Raw genomic sequence first — 15,714 nt, 5'->3', positions numbered from 1 at the left:
GCCCCCAAAAAGAACACCCCGGTTGTGCGGATCAGCAACAATTGTTCAAGCGCAAGCGAACACGACAACGGCTTTGCTGCAAGCCAAAATCATTCAGAACTCGAACGCCCGGATACGTTCGAATCCCGGTAGTGGCTTAATTGCCGCATTAAATGCGCCTCTTCCGGTTACACCCCCCCCTGTTTTCAGAAACAATCGGGCCACACCCGAATTCCCCTGCCCTTCGACGGCGACAAGCCGACCGCCTTCCGCAAGCTGGTCGAGCAGCGACTTCGGCACTTTCTCCACACTGCCGCCGATGAAAATGACGTCGTAGGGTGCTCCTGCGGCATGCCCTTCCGGCAACGGTCCCTTGACCACGCTGACATTGTCGCAGCCCAGCGCCGAAAGCGTCGACATCGCGGTCTCGGCCAATGCCGGATCGCTTTCCAGGGCGACGACCGTCTTTGCCAGCCGCGACAGGATCGCCGCCGCATAGCCGGTGCCGCAGCCGACATCGAGCGCCGAATCGCCAGGGCCGATCTCGGCCAGTTGTATCAGCTTGGCCAGCGGCGAAGGCTCCATGAGATAGCGTGGACCGTCCGCTGCATTGGCAATCCGGATGTCCTCGTCGATATAGGCCAGATCGCGCTGGCCGGGGGCGACAAAGGCCTCGCGCGGCACGACAAGCATCGCCTCGAGCAGCGGCGCGCTGGTCACGTCGGTGGTGCGGATCTGGCCATCGACCATTTTCACCCGACGTTCGGCAAAATCAGCGCTCATGTTCCAACCAATCCGCCCAAAACCAACCTGTTTGCCGCGCCAAGACCGCGGATCATTTCGACCGGAACCCCCTGGCGCTGGTGCGCGGGAGCTTGGGCATTTGGAGGCCTCGCCCGGAATCGAACCGGGGTGCAAGGATTTGCAGTCCTCTGCGTAACCACTCCGCCACGAGGCCTCATTGCTCCCGGCGTTCCACCCGGTTCCAATAGGTTGCGGCGAAAATGCCGTCAAGCGGCCATGGTGCATTCCGGACGGTTTCCCCTCGGCCATGATGCCACGCATCGAATCGTCGATACGCATCCTGCAATTAAGATATTAGTCAATTGTTAAGTACGGAGTATGGCAAAGGGAAGCCCGGGACCGGGACCTTACGCGGGGTAAGCAGAAGGTCCACCATTCTGAAGGAGAGCTGCGAGGGCCGGAAAAAGCGCTCCGGGCATTGGCCAGATTTAGTCGAGCCGGAAAGGCGCCCCTTCACAGAAGCTTGCCCCTGCGGTGCAAACCCGTCAGTTCGGCCGCCGCCGCCGCTCCCACCACACGACAAGCCGGCGCCGGTGGCGGCGCACCAAGGCAAACTCGTAGGAGAGCACCAGCAATCCGATCGGCACCATCCAGAAGCCCAGGATCGGCAGAAAGCCGAGAATGCCGCCGAAGATCAGCACAACGCCGATTGCAATCCTGAGGCCGCGCGAGCGCGGCATGGTGAACTGACGGCCGAAGACCGATATTTTCCGTGCCGGTGGGTGGTTGTGGCTTGCTGCGCTCATGTCTGGTTAGTGGTCCGTTCGGGCAAAGTAAAAGCATCAACTGACGAAAGTCGCAACCGCCCTTTCGGTTCCGCACACCCCGCCAGACGGCTCATATGAGGACGCGCGCACATGATTGCCAGAAATCGTGGCGCGAAAAAGCGCCGAAAAATACGAAATGCTGCTTTGCAAAGCCGAAACGGGTTTGCTATAGGCTGCGCCACTCACATGAGAGCCTCTGTTCCCCGGTAGCTCAGTGGTAGAGCAACCGGCTGTTAACCGGTTGGTCGCTGGTTCGAATCCGGCCCGGGGAGCCACCGCCTTTTCTACGATACGGCCCGATCCTGCGCGCAGTGTGCGATGTTCCTTACGCTTCAATTTGGTTCGCTTCTGCTAAAATGGTTGCAAACAGCAGAGTCGCCTATCGAAGTCAGGGTAAGTTAGCGTGGCGCCTTGCCTTCGCCTAGGCCTGCAAAGCGCTCATCGTAGAGTCGGCGGCGACATCGTAAAAAGACATAGACTCGGCGCGATTGCGCCGAAACGAGCCGTCTCAGAGATTCGGCCGGCGAAACCTTCCAACACGAGAACCGGAAGAATCGACCGATCCGGACATTCCGGTCCTAAAGCTAAACAGCTGCAATCAAGCCCGCCTCCAGACTGCACAATGACCATGAGACTGGAGATCGACTCGCATCACACATCCTGTGCTATTTGTGATAATGTGACTGAGGCGGTGACATGCTGCAGCATCTACGAGTCCAAGCTCAAGGTTCCGATGCCGCCGACCAGACGCGGCAGTGGACGAGTTCAATTTGGCTCGCTGTTGTCGTCGGTATCGCGTATTTCCTGGCGGCACAGTTAAGCCTTTCCCTACTCACTCCTGATGGCGTTGCCGTGTTCTGGCCCGCCGCTGGTATCGCCGCGGGCACGTTGATCGCCCTTGGGCCAAGAGCGCGATTGGGGGTTGTGGTTGGGACGATGATCGCCACCGTCGCGGCCAATCTCTTGGGTGACCGAGACCTCGGGAGCGCAACCGTCTTCGCCGTATGCAATGGGGTGGAAGCCCTGCTTACAGCTAGTCTGATCGAGCGCTACTTCGGTTCCGGAGTGAGTCTCAACCGCCTGCGCAACGTGCTGGGACTGTTAGGGGCGGCGATCGTCGGTGCCGCTGCATCCGGGATCGGCGGGAGCTTGGGGTTCACTCTATTCTATGGCGCGACGACATCGATTTTTGCCATTTGGCAAAACTGGTTCTTATCCGACGCGCTTGGCATCGTCACGACTGCGCCGCTGGTGATCGGCCTCGCCTCAGCAGCACGCGAGCCGCCGCCGCAAAGCGAGGCAATCGAAGGTCTCTTGGCTCTGGCGGCGGTAGCCGCGATGAGCCTCTTCGTCATTTCCCTGCCAGCGGAGCCTTGGAAAACAGTAGTGCCGATCGCGCTACTATTCCCGTTACTCTTGTGGATAGCGGCCCGTTGCCGGCCGATCTTCGCTTCGGCAGCGGCGTTCATTGTTGCCGTTGCAATAGTGTGGACGACGACGTTTGGAATTGGCCATTTCGGCGACCCGGATCTTCCGGTTGCGGACCGCATCCTTGCCGCTCAAGCCGGCATACTGATGGTTGCGCTCTGCGCAACCGTCCTTGCTGCGCTGTTCGCCGAGCGGCGTCAGCACGAGGACGCGCTCATTGAGAGCGAAGCCCGCTTGCAAGAGGCGCTGTCGGCAGGGGCGGCCACGGCGTTCGTTTGGGATGTCCGGACGGGCTCGTCGCTGCGCAGCGCAAACGCCGCGCAGATCCTGGGTTATGAGCCGCGGCAAACGCTGACCGCCGGTAACTTTCTCTCGAGAGTCCATCCGGACGACCGCGGGCGCTTCAAAGCGCTCGTCCGCGGTGTCCGCCCCGAAAGCCCCACATATACCGTAACATTCCGCTTCAAGCGCTGCGACGGTTGGGAAGTCTGGCTAGAGGAAGTGGCCAAGGCCGAGTTCGATGCAATGGGGCGCTTTGTATGCCTCAAGGGCCTCACTGTTGACGTCACCGAACGCAAGCGGTCTGAGGAGCACCAACGCCTGTTGGTCGCCGAACTGGATCATCGCGTCAAGAACTTGCTGGCACGCGTTTCCGTCGTCATCACGGATACGAGCCCGGGCAGTGGTTCGCTGGACGAATACATTCAAGCACTCGATAGGCGCATTCAATCCATGGCCGCCGCCCACTCGCTACTCAGCCAGAATCGTTGGCACGGCGTTGACCTCATGGACCTTGTCCGCCATCAGCTTGCGCCCTACGCGACGGACGCAAACACAACGATCCGTGGCTCCAACTTCACACTCACGGTCGCGGAGACACAGGGGTTGGCGATGGTGCTCAACGAGCTGGCAACGAACGCTGCGAAGTACGGCGCACTGTCGACCAGAAATGGGCGGGTGGAGGTGGTCTGTAACCGCGGGCCTAGCGAGAATGCGACAAACCTGTCGATCGTATGGCGTGAGATTGGCGGCCCCGCAATTGCGGCTTCGCCGCAATGCGGATACGGCGTCAGCCTCATTCGTGATCTTATCCCTCACGAGCTCGGCGGTTCGGTCGACCTCGTATTTGCATCCGACGGCGTTTGCTGCAGAATTGAGTTTCCTGTCAAGGCCGTGACCGTGACAGACATAAAGGGAGCCACTTCCGGCCATCCAGCAGCTAGCGCGACGTCACTTGACGCACCGTTGCAATAAGATGTGCCGCGCTGACGGGTTTATGCAAGATAGCTTCAACCTTGCCCGGTGCTAGCGGAACGACCTCGTAGCCGGTAATGACGATGACACTGATCCCTTGATCTTGCAGACGGTCGATCAGGTCATGAGCGGGCTCGCCGTCTCGGAGGCTAAAGTCGACGAGCGCTACATCAGGGCGGCGTTCGGAGATGAGGCGCTCGGCGTCGGCTGCGGTTGCAACGGGCCCGGCCAAGTCAGCCCCCAACGCGTTAAGCAGCCTCGTCATAGCTCTTGCGAGGTGCCAGGAATCCTCAACCAAGAGGATACGCACGCCCGTCAACGACCCGGCTGTGGGCGGGTCGCGGTGGCTGGGTGAAGTCACCGGCTCCTCAACACATTACATTGGGCCCACCTCTATCCTGAACGTTACTGACCTGCCACAGGTAATTTCCTCCAAACTGGAGTTTCGGCTCTCAAGGAATACGTCGGCTCGACCGGCTTGACTTCAGCTTTGCGAGAACCGCGCTCACGTATCGACACGCCCAATCTTGCCGTGGAATACCACGTAGAAGCCGATCGTATAGGCAACGATGACAGGCAGGACGATAATTCCACCAGCGAATTTTCCTGGGCAGCAGCGTCGGCTACGGTGATCGCGTAGGGGATAGGTAAGGCCAGAACATCACGCCAAGTGTCAGAAATGCTGTACAAAAAACGCCGCCGTCATCGCAAAGGGGACAGTGTTGTGCCGCGCCCGCCCGCTGACGAGTACGCCCAGCAGGGCGGCAACGCTTGGCAGCGGAAATATAAGCCCCCAGTGGCGGAGTTGCAGATTGCTCTGTGCAATTGCCCCGGCATCGAACGTCAGCGATGTTATGAAGGCCACAGCAAGTGCCGCGAACACTCCTGCGACCAGCCATGGGATACGCGAATAGGCCCAGTCCTGCCGATGACCCTCGTTGGGAAGTCGGCGAGATTTCTGTGTGGCGCGTTCACCTTCGCTACTGGCGGCGCTCTGGTAGCAAGGCCGTAGGGTGATTTCTTGAAGGCTAAACGCGCCTGCAGAGTTCGGTGCATAATCTGCACCCAAACAGCTGGCACCAGTTTCGGTCTTTTCACTGTTCCGTGCTAGAATCGGCTGAAACGTCGTGACCCGCGCTTACTAGAGATTTCCGCCTCGCGAAGCGCAGGATAACACCTAGCGAAGCCGCGATTGGTATCGCTAGCAAGACACCGATGAAGCCAAACAGCCACCCAAAGGCGAACAGCGCAAACATCATCCAGACTGGATTGAGGTTGACGCGACGACCGATGAGGCGCGGCGACAGCACATAGTCGGCAAGCATTTCACCAACGATGAAGATGCCCCCCACAACAGCGACAGGTGCCCAATCGGGCCAGAACTGGTCCACCGCAACGCATACGGACACCAAGATACCGGTAGCTGCCCCGAGATAGGGAACGAAACTGATGAGGCCTGCAGTGATGCCGATCAAAATGGCATGATTGAGTCCGGTCAGCTTCAAAGCAGCGGCATAAATGACGGCAAGAACGAGGCAGATGACGACCTGACCGCGCACGAAGCCGGCAACAGTATCGTGGATTTCGCGCCCCAGCGCCCGAACATCGTCGCGGTACTCCGGAGCAAACCAGCCATCGACCGTTGCAATCATTCGATGCCAGTCAATCGCGAGATAGATGGCGATGATTGGCGTGACAACGAGCAGGGAAAGAAGGGAAATCAAGGCTCTTCCACTCGACCATAGCGAGGTAACGACGCCGTCGAGCCATTTGCTGCCCACCGTCCTCACGACATCGACAGACGATTGCTCGATGTGAAGATTCTCACCCATGACACTACGCATCCAGGGGCCACTTGCATTGGTCGCAAGGGACTGCAGACGCGTGATGTAGCGGGGAAACTCCTCAACAAAAAATCTGAGTTCGCCAATAATTACCGGGAGCATGACCAACATTACCCCGATAATGCCCACGATCAGCGGCAAGAAGACGGCTAGTGCTGCAAGGGTTCGATTGATCCCGAACCGCTCCAACCTGTCGACCGCCGGAACGAGGAGATAGGCGAGCAATGTGCCTACGACAAATGGCAGCAGGATTTCGCGCAACAGCACCAGCGCAACCAAGGCGACTGCGGAAACCCCAATCCAGAACGTAGCTGGTTGCGCAATTCTCATCGACCTTCTCCCCACATCCCGTTTCGAGCTCAACTGTCGGCCACTTGTTGATCTCGGCGCACGTGTCCTCGGATCCAATGGAGGGGCGACGGTTAGATTTTCCTTTGTCAATTCTCTATCAAGCTGGCGAAGGCGATCTCACCATCGGTAATGTAATGGTTGACCTTTCCGGTCTGCAGACGTGAACCGGACTGGTGCAATACGACCTCCCCGATCACCCGCTTCGTCTTCAGCTGGGTGACTATGTAGTCTCGTTCAGCATTCGTGTCTGAATCGGTAGCGTGTGTCACTTGGAGCGTCAGCCTGGTTAGCGATAATCCGGTATCTCTGGTGCCCGCCCCGACCCACAGGACACGCTGATCGGTCGGCGGTCTATCCGTATTCAGCCAGAAGCTTGCTGCCGTGATATCGTCGCTCGAGTGGGAGAGGCTCAGCGCCCAGAAGCGGATATGATGGCGCTTGCGCGGACTGTCGTTGATGGGCTGTTGAAAACCTATGTCCTGCCTTCGTCCAAAGAGATAGAGCGTGCTGAATGGGGCAGTGGGATACGAAGAGTTGAGCAGGAACGCTCGTACCATCCACCACGAGCTTGCAACCCCCAAACGATCAGCCGTTGACCAGCCCGCTGCTGCAAATGCATCGCAGAGTTGTTGACGGGTCCCGATCAGGACTAGATTTACTGGATCGCCGGGCAAGCCGTCTCCGGTGATTGAGTATCTAGGAATGAGTCTCCGGTGCAGAACCTTAAGGCCCATTCGGACTACGTTTGGCAAAATGACATAGGCAGCAAGCCCGTAGGTAAGACCTACGGCTAGGACCCATGGAAGTCTGTGGTCCGCAGTATCGAAAACGATAAAGACTATGAGCCAAACGCTGACTACTCCCAGACAGATGATGAGAAATCTCTGGAATAACCGCGTAAGTGTCCTCAAAATTCATTGTCCCGTATGGCGCCAACAACCTCGGCGTCGACTTCGCGGTTCCCGGATTCTGCCGATTGAGCATAGCCGCCGTCAGGCCATTTCTACCTCACGTTTCGTCGTCACGATATTGCTCTTTGGGGAAGTGCTATCGGCAAAGGTCTTGTTGGTCCCGAACCGCGCGGCCGGTCCATTCGTATGCAAACGTCGGTGGAAGGCATTTTTTGGGCGCGAAACAGACGTTGGCGAATGACCGCTTCGACCGAGACCGTGTGAAAACGCGGCTGCGCGCACATCGTTCGGGACGACGGGTTCGCAGGCAGGTTTTGGATGCGGGCCGGTGGCTGGTTCTGATTAGGCGGCAATGATCTGCATGAGTCGTTTGACGCCGAAGATGTTGATCATCCGCTTCATGTTGGAGGCGAGCCTGGCCGACCTCGATCGCGAGCAAGTCATCAGGTTTGGCAGGAACATAATCGAAGAACAGCGTTTGGCCACTGCGGACGAAGGTCCATCCTTCCCTATAATGGCAAATCATCTGGAACCGCATTCCGACGCGCCTTCCGGGAATGAATATCGATGATTTGTATTTCCACGATCTGCGCCACGAAGGCACCAGTCGCCTGGTTGGGGGCAATGGCAACCCGCGTAAAGGAACTCGGCGAGGCCTCTCGACACATACGCTGCACCCTGTTGGGTCGCGTCCTTACAGGTGGTGTAGCTCGGCGATAGCGAAGCCGCTCGCGAGCGCGCCCTCAACAGCGCTGTAGCGAGCGAGCGGCGTAGCGGCGGTCATCGATGTTCTTCGGTAGGGTTGGGTTGCTGACACAACCTGATTCGAAGGAACCACCGATGACCAACGACATGATGAACCTGCGCACGCTCGTAGAGAAGACCCCCGACGCCGATATCCTGCGCGAGATGATCGGCTTTGCCGCCGAGCGGCTGATGGAGCTGGAGGTTGGCGCCGCCACCGGCGCGCCCCATGGCGAGAAGAACCCGCTGCGGGTTGTCCAGCGCAACGGCTACCGCGAGCGCGACTGGGAGACGCGGGCCGGCACCGTCGAACTGCGCATCCCCAAGCTCAGGAAGGGCTCTTACTTCCCGAGCTTCCTGGAGCCGCGGCGCATGGCCGAGAAGGCGCTGACCGCCGTCATCCAGGAGGCCTACGTCCAGGGTATCTCGACGCGCTCGGTCGACGACCTGGTCAAGGCGATGGGCATGAGCGGCATCTCCAAGAGCCAGGTCAGCCGGTTGTGCGAGGAGATCGACGGCAAGGTGAAGGCCTTCCTCGACCGGCCGATCGAGGGCGACTGGCCATACCTGTGGATCGACGCCACCTACCTGAAGGTGCGTCGCGGCGGCCGCATCGTCTCGGTCGCCGTCATCATCGCGGTCGGCGTCAACGCGGACGGCCGGCGCGAGGTGCTGGGCATGGAGGTCGGCACGTCTGAGGCCGAGCCGATCTGGACGGAGTTCTTGCGCAAGCTGACCCGGCGCGGCCTGCGCGGCGTCAAGCTCGTCGTCTCCGATGCCCATGAAGGCATCAAGGCGGCCATCACCAAGGTGCTGTGCGCGACATGGCAGCGCTGCCGGGTCCATTTCATGAGGAACGTGCTGGCGCATGCCGGCAAGAGCGGGCGCCGCGTCGTCTCGGCTTTCATCGCCACCGCCTTCGCCCAGGAGACGGCCGAGGCCGCAAGCACGCAATGGCGCGCCGTCGCCGACCAGATCCGGCCGAAGGTGCCCAAGCTCGCCACCATCATGGACGACGCCGAGCCCGACGTGCTCGCCTACATGACCTTCCCGAAGGAACATCGTGCCAAGCTGCACTCGACCAACCCGATCGAGCGCCTCAACGGGCGAGATCAAGCGGCGCACCGAGGTCATCGGCATCTTCCCAAATGATGACGCCATCGTCCGCCTGGTTGGCGCGATCTTGCTCGAACAGAACGACGAATGGGCCGTGCAGCGCGCCAGATACATGACGCTGGAAACCATCAGCCAAATGAGCGATGATCCGCTCATCAGCCTGCCAGCCGTGGCACGCTGATCAGCCCGGCCCCATGCCGGAGAGCGCGGCGACCAAGCCGTCAGCTACACCACTCCCTGGGACGCGATCCCCTGTTGGGTGTGTGGGTCGTGAAATAACACTCCGGTGCTGGATGAAACGGATGCCCAGAACCCGCCGCATCATTTTATTCAACATGGATTTTCAGCGCCGTGTCGCCGATTTCCCGCAATAGCCTCTATTCGCGCGATCGAACCGCTGCAGACATTGCCATTCTCCGGGGATTGGCCAAGATCGGATCATACCGCCGCTTGTTCGGTGGCTCGATAAATGCCGTAGCCGACCTTATAAGCAGACCCTCGTCGCACATGCGGGCCAGATAACAGCGGGGAATTCCAATGTCATTTAGGTCGCACGTTCGTACTGCGCCATTTTCGCGGGCGAGTGCGACAGCGCGTTCTCTGAGGGATGGCTTCGGCCCGCCGGCCAATCGGGTGCGCTCAGCGCGCTCGCGGTCGCGCTTCCGAATCTTGATAGTGGGCTGTGGCGTAGTTTCGAGGGATCGGCAGTTCGTAGTTCGCAGTTTCGTTCAGCCCGGGGAGCCAACATTTCCAAGCACTTAGTTATCGATGCATCGATGCATGGTACGCCAATTGGCGGATGCTCACCGCTGGGCTACATACCGGGCTGCAGATGCTGAGTCAGGAGAAGTCGCAGATGTCGACGACAAGATCGCCGCGTCCCCACCGCCCCTGGGAAAACTCTTGCGATTCACGCGCAAGGAAGCGGCTTTAAACCAAATCAATCTCGCGTCAGACTTTTTCATGATGGGGAATTCGCTGGCGGGCGACGATCCTATTCATGGCCAGCTCAATCGTGCCGCTGTCGGTCTCTAGCAGTTCGATCAACGGCACGGCCGATAGCAGTGTGGTGTCGGCGTAAGGCTGCGGAAGATTAGCGTCTAGCGCCGTTGTTGCTCCGGCTACCAGCCCAAAGTGATTATCTGGGAAAGCTCGGCGATGTCGCCATAGATCATCGAACCCTTGACGAGAAAACACTTGTCACCGAGGACTTCCAAGAGTGAGCTTGACGCGCTGCAAACCGGCAGGTTCTTCGAATTGGCGTACGTCCCGAGGGGCGCGGTTTCGACCTTACGGTCCGCGGCTTCGGCATAGCCGACGCTGATCGCGAGGATAGCGATAGCAATGAGAGTCGTCTTGCTCATATTTAGCCCGTAGAGCCAGCGGGCTTCTTGCCCTTGGCCTTGCCATAGGTGGCGCAGGGGTAAGTCGCGCCATGCATCAAAGTAGCACCGGCCCTTGATGGGCTTCATCCATCGATTGGATGAAGCGGGCTCATCTATATTAGCCAACGCTTGACGATGCCGCTTGCCGCTAAACGCGCAAGCAACGCGCCTTGATGATTGAACTCGACAATTTCCGCGGATTGAAACCTGCTACCGCCAAGCGCTCGTGTTCTGCCTCGAGATCATCAACGCAAAGAGCCATGTGGCCATAGCCGTCGCCAAGCGCGTAGGGCTCACCCCTGCCCTTGTTGATCGTCAATTCAAGCTCGAAATCGGCTTCCGCATTGCAGATAGTCCAATGTGAACGTGTCGAAATCCAACCGGTCCGCAACATCGAGTCCGAATGCGCTTTTGTAGAAACTCACCGACTGGTTCTCTTCTACCACCTGGATCATCGAATGAATTGCTTTCGCCAAAGGAGCCTCCAGTTTGCGGTCGTCTCCGAAATACCGGCGACCGTGGCCCATTGGCTGCAAAAAGGGGTGGCAGCCGGTTACCACGTCGAGAAATTGGCGTAAGGCTGGTTACGCACCAAAGCCCGATTGCAGTCATTGCAAATGGTTCGGAAAATGCGCTTTAGATGGTATCATCCCGTCGAATGGGCGCAGAAGCCGCTTTCGCCGAGAGCATATCAAACGGGAGGACTTCGCATATGTAAGGTCTTTGCCGGGCAGGTCCGGAGGGGTATCGGCTAGTCAATCGCTCAGTTCGAATAGGTGGCCATTCGACGAGCATCCAGCTCGAGGCCACTTTTGGACGCTGTTGGACGAGATCGCCCATGGACAGGGGATGACGGCGCCAAAGTTCCTATCGACGCTTTACGACGAAGCGCTGGAGATCAACGGCCATATCCCGAACTTTGCCTCCATGCCGCGCACTACATGCGCGCTCTACCTGCGCGACAGGCGACCACTCGATTGCGAAGCCGCGGAATTGAAGAGCAAGGCAGCCTGACCCGCGGGCATTGCTCAAACGCGCCCAGTACCGGAAAATCCCGTGTAGCAGCCACCTGCTACCAGCGACCTGAATTTTAGCGCTATGTGATATCAATGGCGAACTTTGCCGAGGCGGTGTAGGGTTCGCTTCAAGAGAAGAATGAGCCGTATCGACGGCGACGCGGATCGAATCTGGGAGGATTCATGGTCGAGATTATCTCCAAGCGGGATGGCCCGCGGCGCGAGGACGCACAAGTCAAAAGACTGATCGAGCAGAACCGCTCGACCATCGTCCGCCTTGCCGACCAGATCAGCGGCGGCGGCTATTCAGCTTCGCGAAAGCCACGCCAGCAACCCAAGGCGGAAGGCCTGATCATCCATGTCGGTGGCGGCGCGGCATCGGTGGCCGAGGCCAAGCCGTCCATCCAGGTCACCATGAACGGCCGCGTAATTTCGAAGGATCGGAACACCGGCCGTCAACTTCATCACATCGGCGATATCCGCTACCGCGGCGGCGACCAGGTCTTCGTGCTGGCAACAAAGCAGAATGGCTTCTTCTCGCCGGTTGACGAAATCGTTGCCGAGGCGCTTGCCGACATGGACGGATCCCGCCTCGCTGCCACCTATACCGAAGAACAGCTTGCCTTCGACATCGGCGCGAAACTCGGCATCAACTGATCAGGCACACGCCCGGACATCCTTCTTCGCGCCCAACTCGCGGCAGTATACGAACGCGACAGCATACAGAAATGGCATACCTCAAAGGTTCTGTGATGACTGAATGAAACGCGAGATAGCCCCCAATCAGATGAAGATCGATGCCCTTCCGGCGCGTACCTCGCTGGCCACCGGCCAAATGGCTCTGAGCAACATCGACTATGACGAGCGTGCCACCATGCGCGCCTGGGAAAATTTTCTAGCTGACGAACCCAAAAGTGCCCGCGATCCGGTCCACCCAAGCCACGTCCGCTCCCTCATTCACGATTCCTGGTATCGCAGCGCCACCGGCGGCATCAACGCTCAAGGCATTGAAGCGCCACTGAGCAGTGATCGCGACGCAATCGAATATCTGACCCGGGCCAATGCAGAACTGCTTTCGGCGGCGCGGCGGTCGTTCGCCTCGCTTGGCCAGTTGCTGGACGGGACCGGCGCGATGCTGGTTCTGGCCGACAGCGACGGCGTGCTGATCGACGCCATCGGCGACAAGAAGACGCTGCATGACGGCATGGATATCCACCTCGCCATCGGCGGCAAATGGAACGAGGATGCCGTCGGAACGAACGGCATTGGTACGGCGCTGTGGACCGGTGAGCCGACTTTCGTGCATGCGGCCGAGCATTTCTGCGCCGGCATCAAATCCTGGACCTGCGCCGGCGCGCCGATTCGCGACCCGCTGGACGGCAAGATCATCGGTGTCGTCGACCTGTCAGGCTATTCGCCGATCTTCAGACCGCACAACACCGCGCTCGTCGCCGCCACAGCCCGGCAGATCGAAAAGGCATTGGCCGAACAGCAGCAGGAACAGCGCACGCGCCTGCTCGAAGCCTTCATTTCATCGGCTCCCAGCTACCGCCGAAAAGACGGGCTGGTAATCGTCGACCATCGCGGCCGCGCCATCTTCTGCAACAATGTGCCTGACGGCGAGACCACCGAGATGATGGACGGCCCGATGGAGCCAGGCCGTGGCCGCTGGCTGATGAACCTTCCGTCCTCCGGCTCCGAAGCCGATCTTGCCAGAGCGCTGCCGGCCCATCTGCGATCCTGCCACATCACGCCGCTCAAGCTCGACGGCGACCTCCGCGGCGCGGCGCTGGTGTTCCCCTCCGTGCCGGCAGTCTCCAGCGCGGCGGTGCTCCACCGGGAAGTGAACAAGCATCTTCAGGATGCTGTCGCCATGATCGTCGGCGAAAGCGAAGCGCTGCAGGCCGCAATCGACGTCGCCTGCCGCGTCGCCCGGTCGGGCAGCGTACCATCGCTGTTGGTCGAAGGTGAGACAGGGGTCGGGAAGGAGCTGTTTGCGCGGCTTGTCCATGCCGGCAGCCGGCGCACGGCAAACGATCCGTTCATTGCGATGAATTGCGGGGCGATCACCAGAGACCTGTTCGGCAGCGAATTGTTCGGCCATGTCGCCGGCGCCTTTACCGGCGCCTCGCGGGAAGGCAAACCGGGCGTTTTCGAGCTCGCCAATGGTGGCGTCCTCAGTCTCGACGAGATCGGCGAATTGCCCCTTGAGATCCAGCCGTTCCTGCTGCGTGTGCTGGAAGAGCGTGTGGTCCACCGCATTGGCGACAGCCGGGGTCGCCCGGTGGATGTACGCCTGGTCGCCTCAACCAATCGCGATCTCAAGCAGGAAATTGCCGCAGGCCGCTTCCGCCGCGATCTCTACTATCGAATTGGCGCGGTCTCGATCACCGTTCCACCGCTGCGCGAGCGCGGCGAAGATGTGCTGCTGCTGGCCGAACATTTCAACCGGCAGATCGCCACCGCAGCGGGCGAGGAGCCGCTGGAATTCTCGCACGAAGCACTCGAGGCCCTGCTCGCCTATGGTTGGCCGGGCAATGTACGCGAACTGAAGAACCTCATCGGGCGGCTGCATGTCCTAACGCGCGGCGGCGATGTCAGGCTTCACGACCTTCCAGAGGAGATCACCGCGTCCGGCTCTGGATCGGAAGCCGGATCGAACAGCAGTGCAGCGACCCCGCAGGACGGAGGCACGCTCGTCGAAGCCGAACGCCAGGCGATGAAGAAGGCCTTGGCCGCGGAAGGCGGCAACCTCAGCCGGGTCGCGCGACGGCTCGGCATCTCCCGGCCAACGCTCTACCGCAAGCTAGAGCAATACGACATCCGCCGCGGTTTCCTCTAGGATCAGAACCCTTCACCGGCACAAATGAGCCCCGCGGCATTCGGCGCCACAGGGTCGGGAAAGTCATGCCAATTGTCAGTGAAATCACCACAGCTGCCGCGATCTTGGTGATGCCGCTTGGACCCTTTCTCTCCCTCTGGATGATGGTGCTGACCGGACGCCGCATCCGTCCGCGCGAAGTCCGGTCCATATGTTTCAGGGCACGATGACGCCGCGGCCGGCGAACCGCCGGTTCTTGAAATCGTCGAGCGCGGTGTTGATGCTGGCGAGGTTGTATTCGGTGTAGTGCATCTTCACCTTGCCGTCGGCGTTGAGCTCCATCAGTTCGACAAGCTCGGTAAAATTGCCGACCAGGCTACCGCCGATGTTGATCTCCTCGATGACGAGATGGGCAGTCGGCACATTGATATTGCCGCCATAGCCGACGACGAACAGTTGCCCGCCCTTGCGCACCATCTTCCAGCAGATGTTCTCGACCCCGAGTTCACCGACGAAATCGATGACCACATGGGCGCCGCCGCCGGTGATTTGGCTGACCTCCTCGACGATGTTCGGCCCACCATCGAGGACGAAGTCCGCGCCGAGATCCTTGGCCAGCACCCGTGCTGCCGGCTCGCGATCAACGGCGATGATGCGGCAACCCGAAATCGCATGCAGCGACTGCAGCGCGATGTGGCCGAGCCCGCCTATGCCGAGCAGGACGCAGTAACTCCCTGGCCTTAGCAGCTTGGCCGCCCGCTTGGCGGCGCGGTAGGCGGTGATGCCGGCGTCAGCCAAGGGCGCCACTTCGATCGGCGTGACATTGGCGTTCAGCTTGATCAGCGAGCGCTCGCTGGTGATGAAATATTCGGCGAAGCCGCCATTCATGCCAAGGCCGGGAAACTGGCCGTTGTCGCAGTACATGTCCTCGCCATGCCGGCAGTTGAGGCAGATCCCGCACGAGCGGAAGGGATGGCAGATCACGGCGTCGCCGCGCGTGACCGACTTGACGCCGCTGCCAACTTCCTCGACCCAGCCAGCATTCTCGTGACCCATGATGTAGGGCAACAGCGTGCCTTCGGGATCCATGGTCGGCTTCCACACACCCTCGATGATATGCAGGTCGGTGCGGCAAAGGCCGGCAGCACCGACCCGCACGATCACTTCGTCGGGGGCGGTGATTGTCGGCGCCTTGACCTCTTCGATCCTGAGCTGGACATTCATTTGCGGATCGTATTCGTACAGTCTGGCAGCTTTCATCGTCGTATCCTTTCAACGTCGAGATTTGTTCGGA

13 protein-coding genes, 2 tRNA genes and 3 pseudogenes are annotated in these 15,714 nt (G+C 59.9%); 7 read left to right on the top strand and 11 right to left on the bottom strand.

The features are described 5' to 3' along the window. Positions 1-93: 93 nt before the first annotated feature. From AC0L3L_RS14710 to AC0L3L_RS14700, 3 genes are all read right to left on the bottom strand, one after another. Positions 94-762: a protein-L-isoaspartate O-methyltransferase family protein gene (locus AC0L3L_RS14710; protein WP_473638112.1), complete on the bottom strand. Its 669-nt coding sequence runs from the start codon at positions 760-762 to the stop codon at positions 94-96. Between the two features lie 101 nt (positions 763-863). Next, positions 864-937: transfer RNA gene (locus tag AC0L3L_RS14705), tRNA-Cys, on the bottom strand. 331 nt (positions 938-1,268) lie between these two features. After that, on the bottom strand, positions 1,269-1,529 hold the full coding sequence (locus tag AC0L3L_RS14700; protein WP_287240641.1) for a hypothetical protein: 261 nt from the start codon (positions 1,527-1,529) through the stop codon (positions 1,269-1,271). 221 nt (positions 1,530-1,750) lie between these two features. Between AC0L3L_RS14700 and AC0L3L_RS14695 the strand changes: the two genes are divergently transcribed. After that, positions 1,751-1,825, top strand: a tRNA-Asn gene (locus tag AC0L3L_RS14695). A gap of 421 nt (positions 1,826-2,246) precedes the next feature. Next, a complete protein-coding gene (locus AC0L3L_RS14690) occupies positions 2,247-4,232 on the top strand; it encodes an MASE1 domain-containing protein (RefSeq protein ID WP_473638111.1) in 1,986 nt (661 codons plus the stop codon). Here AC0L3L_RS14690 and AC0L3L_RS14685 read toward each other — a convergent pair. The 4 genes from AC0L3L_RS14685 to AC0L3L_RS14670 form a co-directional block, all read right to left on the bottom strand. Beyond that, positions 4,198-4,497 carry a hypothetical protein gene (locus tag AC0L3L_RS14685; protein WP_473625173.1) on the bottom strand — a complete coding sequence of 100 codons (300 nt, stop codon included), beginning with the start codon at positions 4,495-4,497 and terminating at the stop codon, positions 4,198-4,200. The genes AC0L3L_RS14690 and AC0L3L_RS14685 overlap by 35 nt on opposite strands. Positions 4,498-4,905: 408 nt before the next feature. After that, positions 4,906-5,115: a hypothetical protein gene (locus AC0L3L_RS14680; RefSeq protein WP_473638110.1), complete on the bottom strand. Its 210-nt coding sequence runs from the start codon at positions 5,113-5,115 to the stop codon at positions 4,906-4,908. 211 nt (positions 5,116-5,326) lie between these two features. Beyond that, entirely contained in the window at positions 5,327-6,406 is a 1,080-nt protein-coding gene (locus AC0L3L_RS14675) for an AI-2E family transporter (protein ID WP_473638109.1), read from the bottom strand. Between the two features lie 107 nt (positions 6,407-6,513). Next, positions 6,514-7,338, bottom strand: a complete 825-nt coding sequence (locus tag AC0L3L_RS14670) for an LssY C-terminal domain-containing protein (RefSeq protein ID WP_473638108.1) — start codon at positions 7,336-7,338, stop codon at positions 6,514-6,516. Positions 7,339-8,178: 840 nt separating this feature from the next. Between AC0L3L_RS14670 and AC0L3L_RS14665 the strand changes: the two are divergent. Further along, positions 8,179-9,379: pseudogene (locus AC0L3L_RS14665) on the top strand (IS256 family transposase). 196 nt (positions 9,380-9,575) lie between these two features. On the opposite strand, the gene AC0L3L_RS14660 reads toward AC0L3L_RS14665, so the two are convergent. After that, the gene (locus tag AC0L3L_RS14660; protein ID WP_473638107.1) at positions 9,576-9,827 is read right to left on the bottom strand and encodes a type IV toxin-antitoxin system AbiEi family antitoxin domain-containing protein; all 252 of its coding nucleotides are present in this window, start codon (positions 9,825-9,827) and stop codon (positions 9,576-9,578) included. Positions 9,828-9,978: 151 nt separating this feature from the next. Here AC0L3L_RS14660 and AC0L3L_RS14655 point away from each other — a divergent pair, with 151 nt between their 5' ends. After that, the gene (locus AC0L3L_RS14655; RefSeq protein ID WP_473638106.1) at positions 9,979-10,233 is read left to right on the top strand and encodes a hypothetical protein; all 255 of its coding nucleotides are present in this window, start codon (positions 9,979-9,981) and stop codon (positions 10,231-10,233) included. Positions 10,234-10,319: 86 nt separating this feature from the next. Here AC0L3L_RS14655 and AC0L3L_RS14650 read toward each other — a convergent pair whose 3' ends face one another. Together AC0L3L_RS14650 and AC0L3L_RS14645 are read right to left on the bottom strand one after the other, a co-directional pair. Beyond that, entirely contained in the window at positions 10,320-10,670 is a 351-nt protein-coding gene (locus tag AC0L3L_RS14650; protein ID WP_473638105.1) for a hypothetical protein, read from the bottom strand. A 65-nt stretch (positions 10,671-10,735) separates the two neighbouring features. Then, positions 10,736-11,059, bottom strand: a pseudogene (locus AC0L3L_RS14645) (VOC family protein); the annotation flags it as partial. A gap of 234 nt (positions 11,060-11,293) precedes the next feature. On the opposite strand from AC0L3L_RS14645, the pseudogene AC0L3L_RS14640 reads away from it, so the two are divergent. From AC0L3L_RS14640 to AC0L3L_RS14630, 3 genes and pseudogenes are all read left to right on the top strand, one after another. After that, positions 11,294-11,597 (top strand): annotated as a pseudogene (locus AC0L3L_RS14640) (ribbon-helix-helix domain-containing protein). A gap of 185 nt (positions 11,598-11,782) precedes the next feature. Then, positions 11,783-12,256, top strand: a complete 474-nt coding sequence (locus AC0L3L_RS14635) for a hypothetical protein (protein ID WP_473489256.1) — start codon at positions 11,783-11,785, stop codon at positions 12,254-12,256. Between the two features lie 103 nt (positions 12,257-12,359). Beyond that, positions 12,360-14,441 (top strand): sigma-54-dependent Fis family transcriptional regulator, encoded by a 2,082-nt coding sequence (locus AC0L3L_RS14630; RefSeq protein WP_473638104.1) that lies wholly within the window; start codon positions 12,360-12,362, stop codon positions 14,439-14,441. Positions 14,442-14,636: 195 nt separating this feature from the next. Here AC0L3L_RS14630 and AC0L3L_RS14625 read toward each other — a convergent pair whose 3' ends face one another. After that, positions 14,637-15,680, bottom strand: a complete 1,044-nt coding sequence (locus tag AC0L3L_RS14625; RefSeq protein ID WP_473638103.1) for an NAD(P)-dependent alcohol dehydrogenase — start codon at positions 15,678-15,680, stop codon at positions 14,637-14,639. Positions 15,681-15,714 lie beyond the last annotated feature (34 nt).

The sequence above is a fragment of the Mesorhizobium sp. WSM4849 genome, from assembly GCF_055811385.1.
This window is presented reverse-complemented; position numbering and strand designations above follow the sequence as displayed.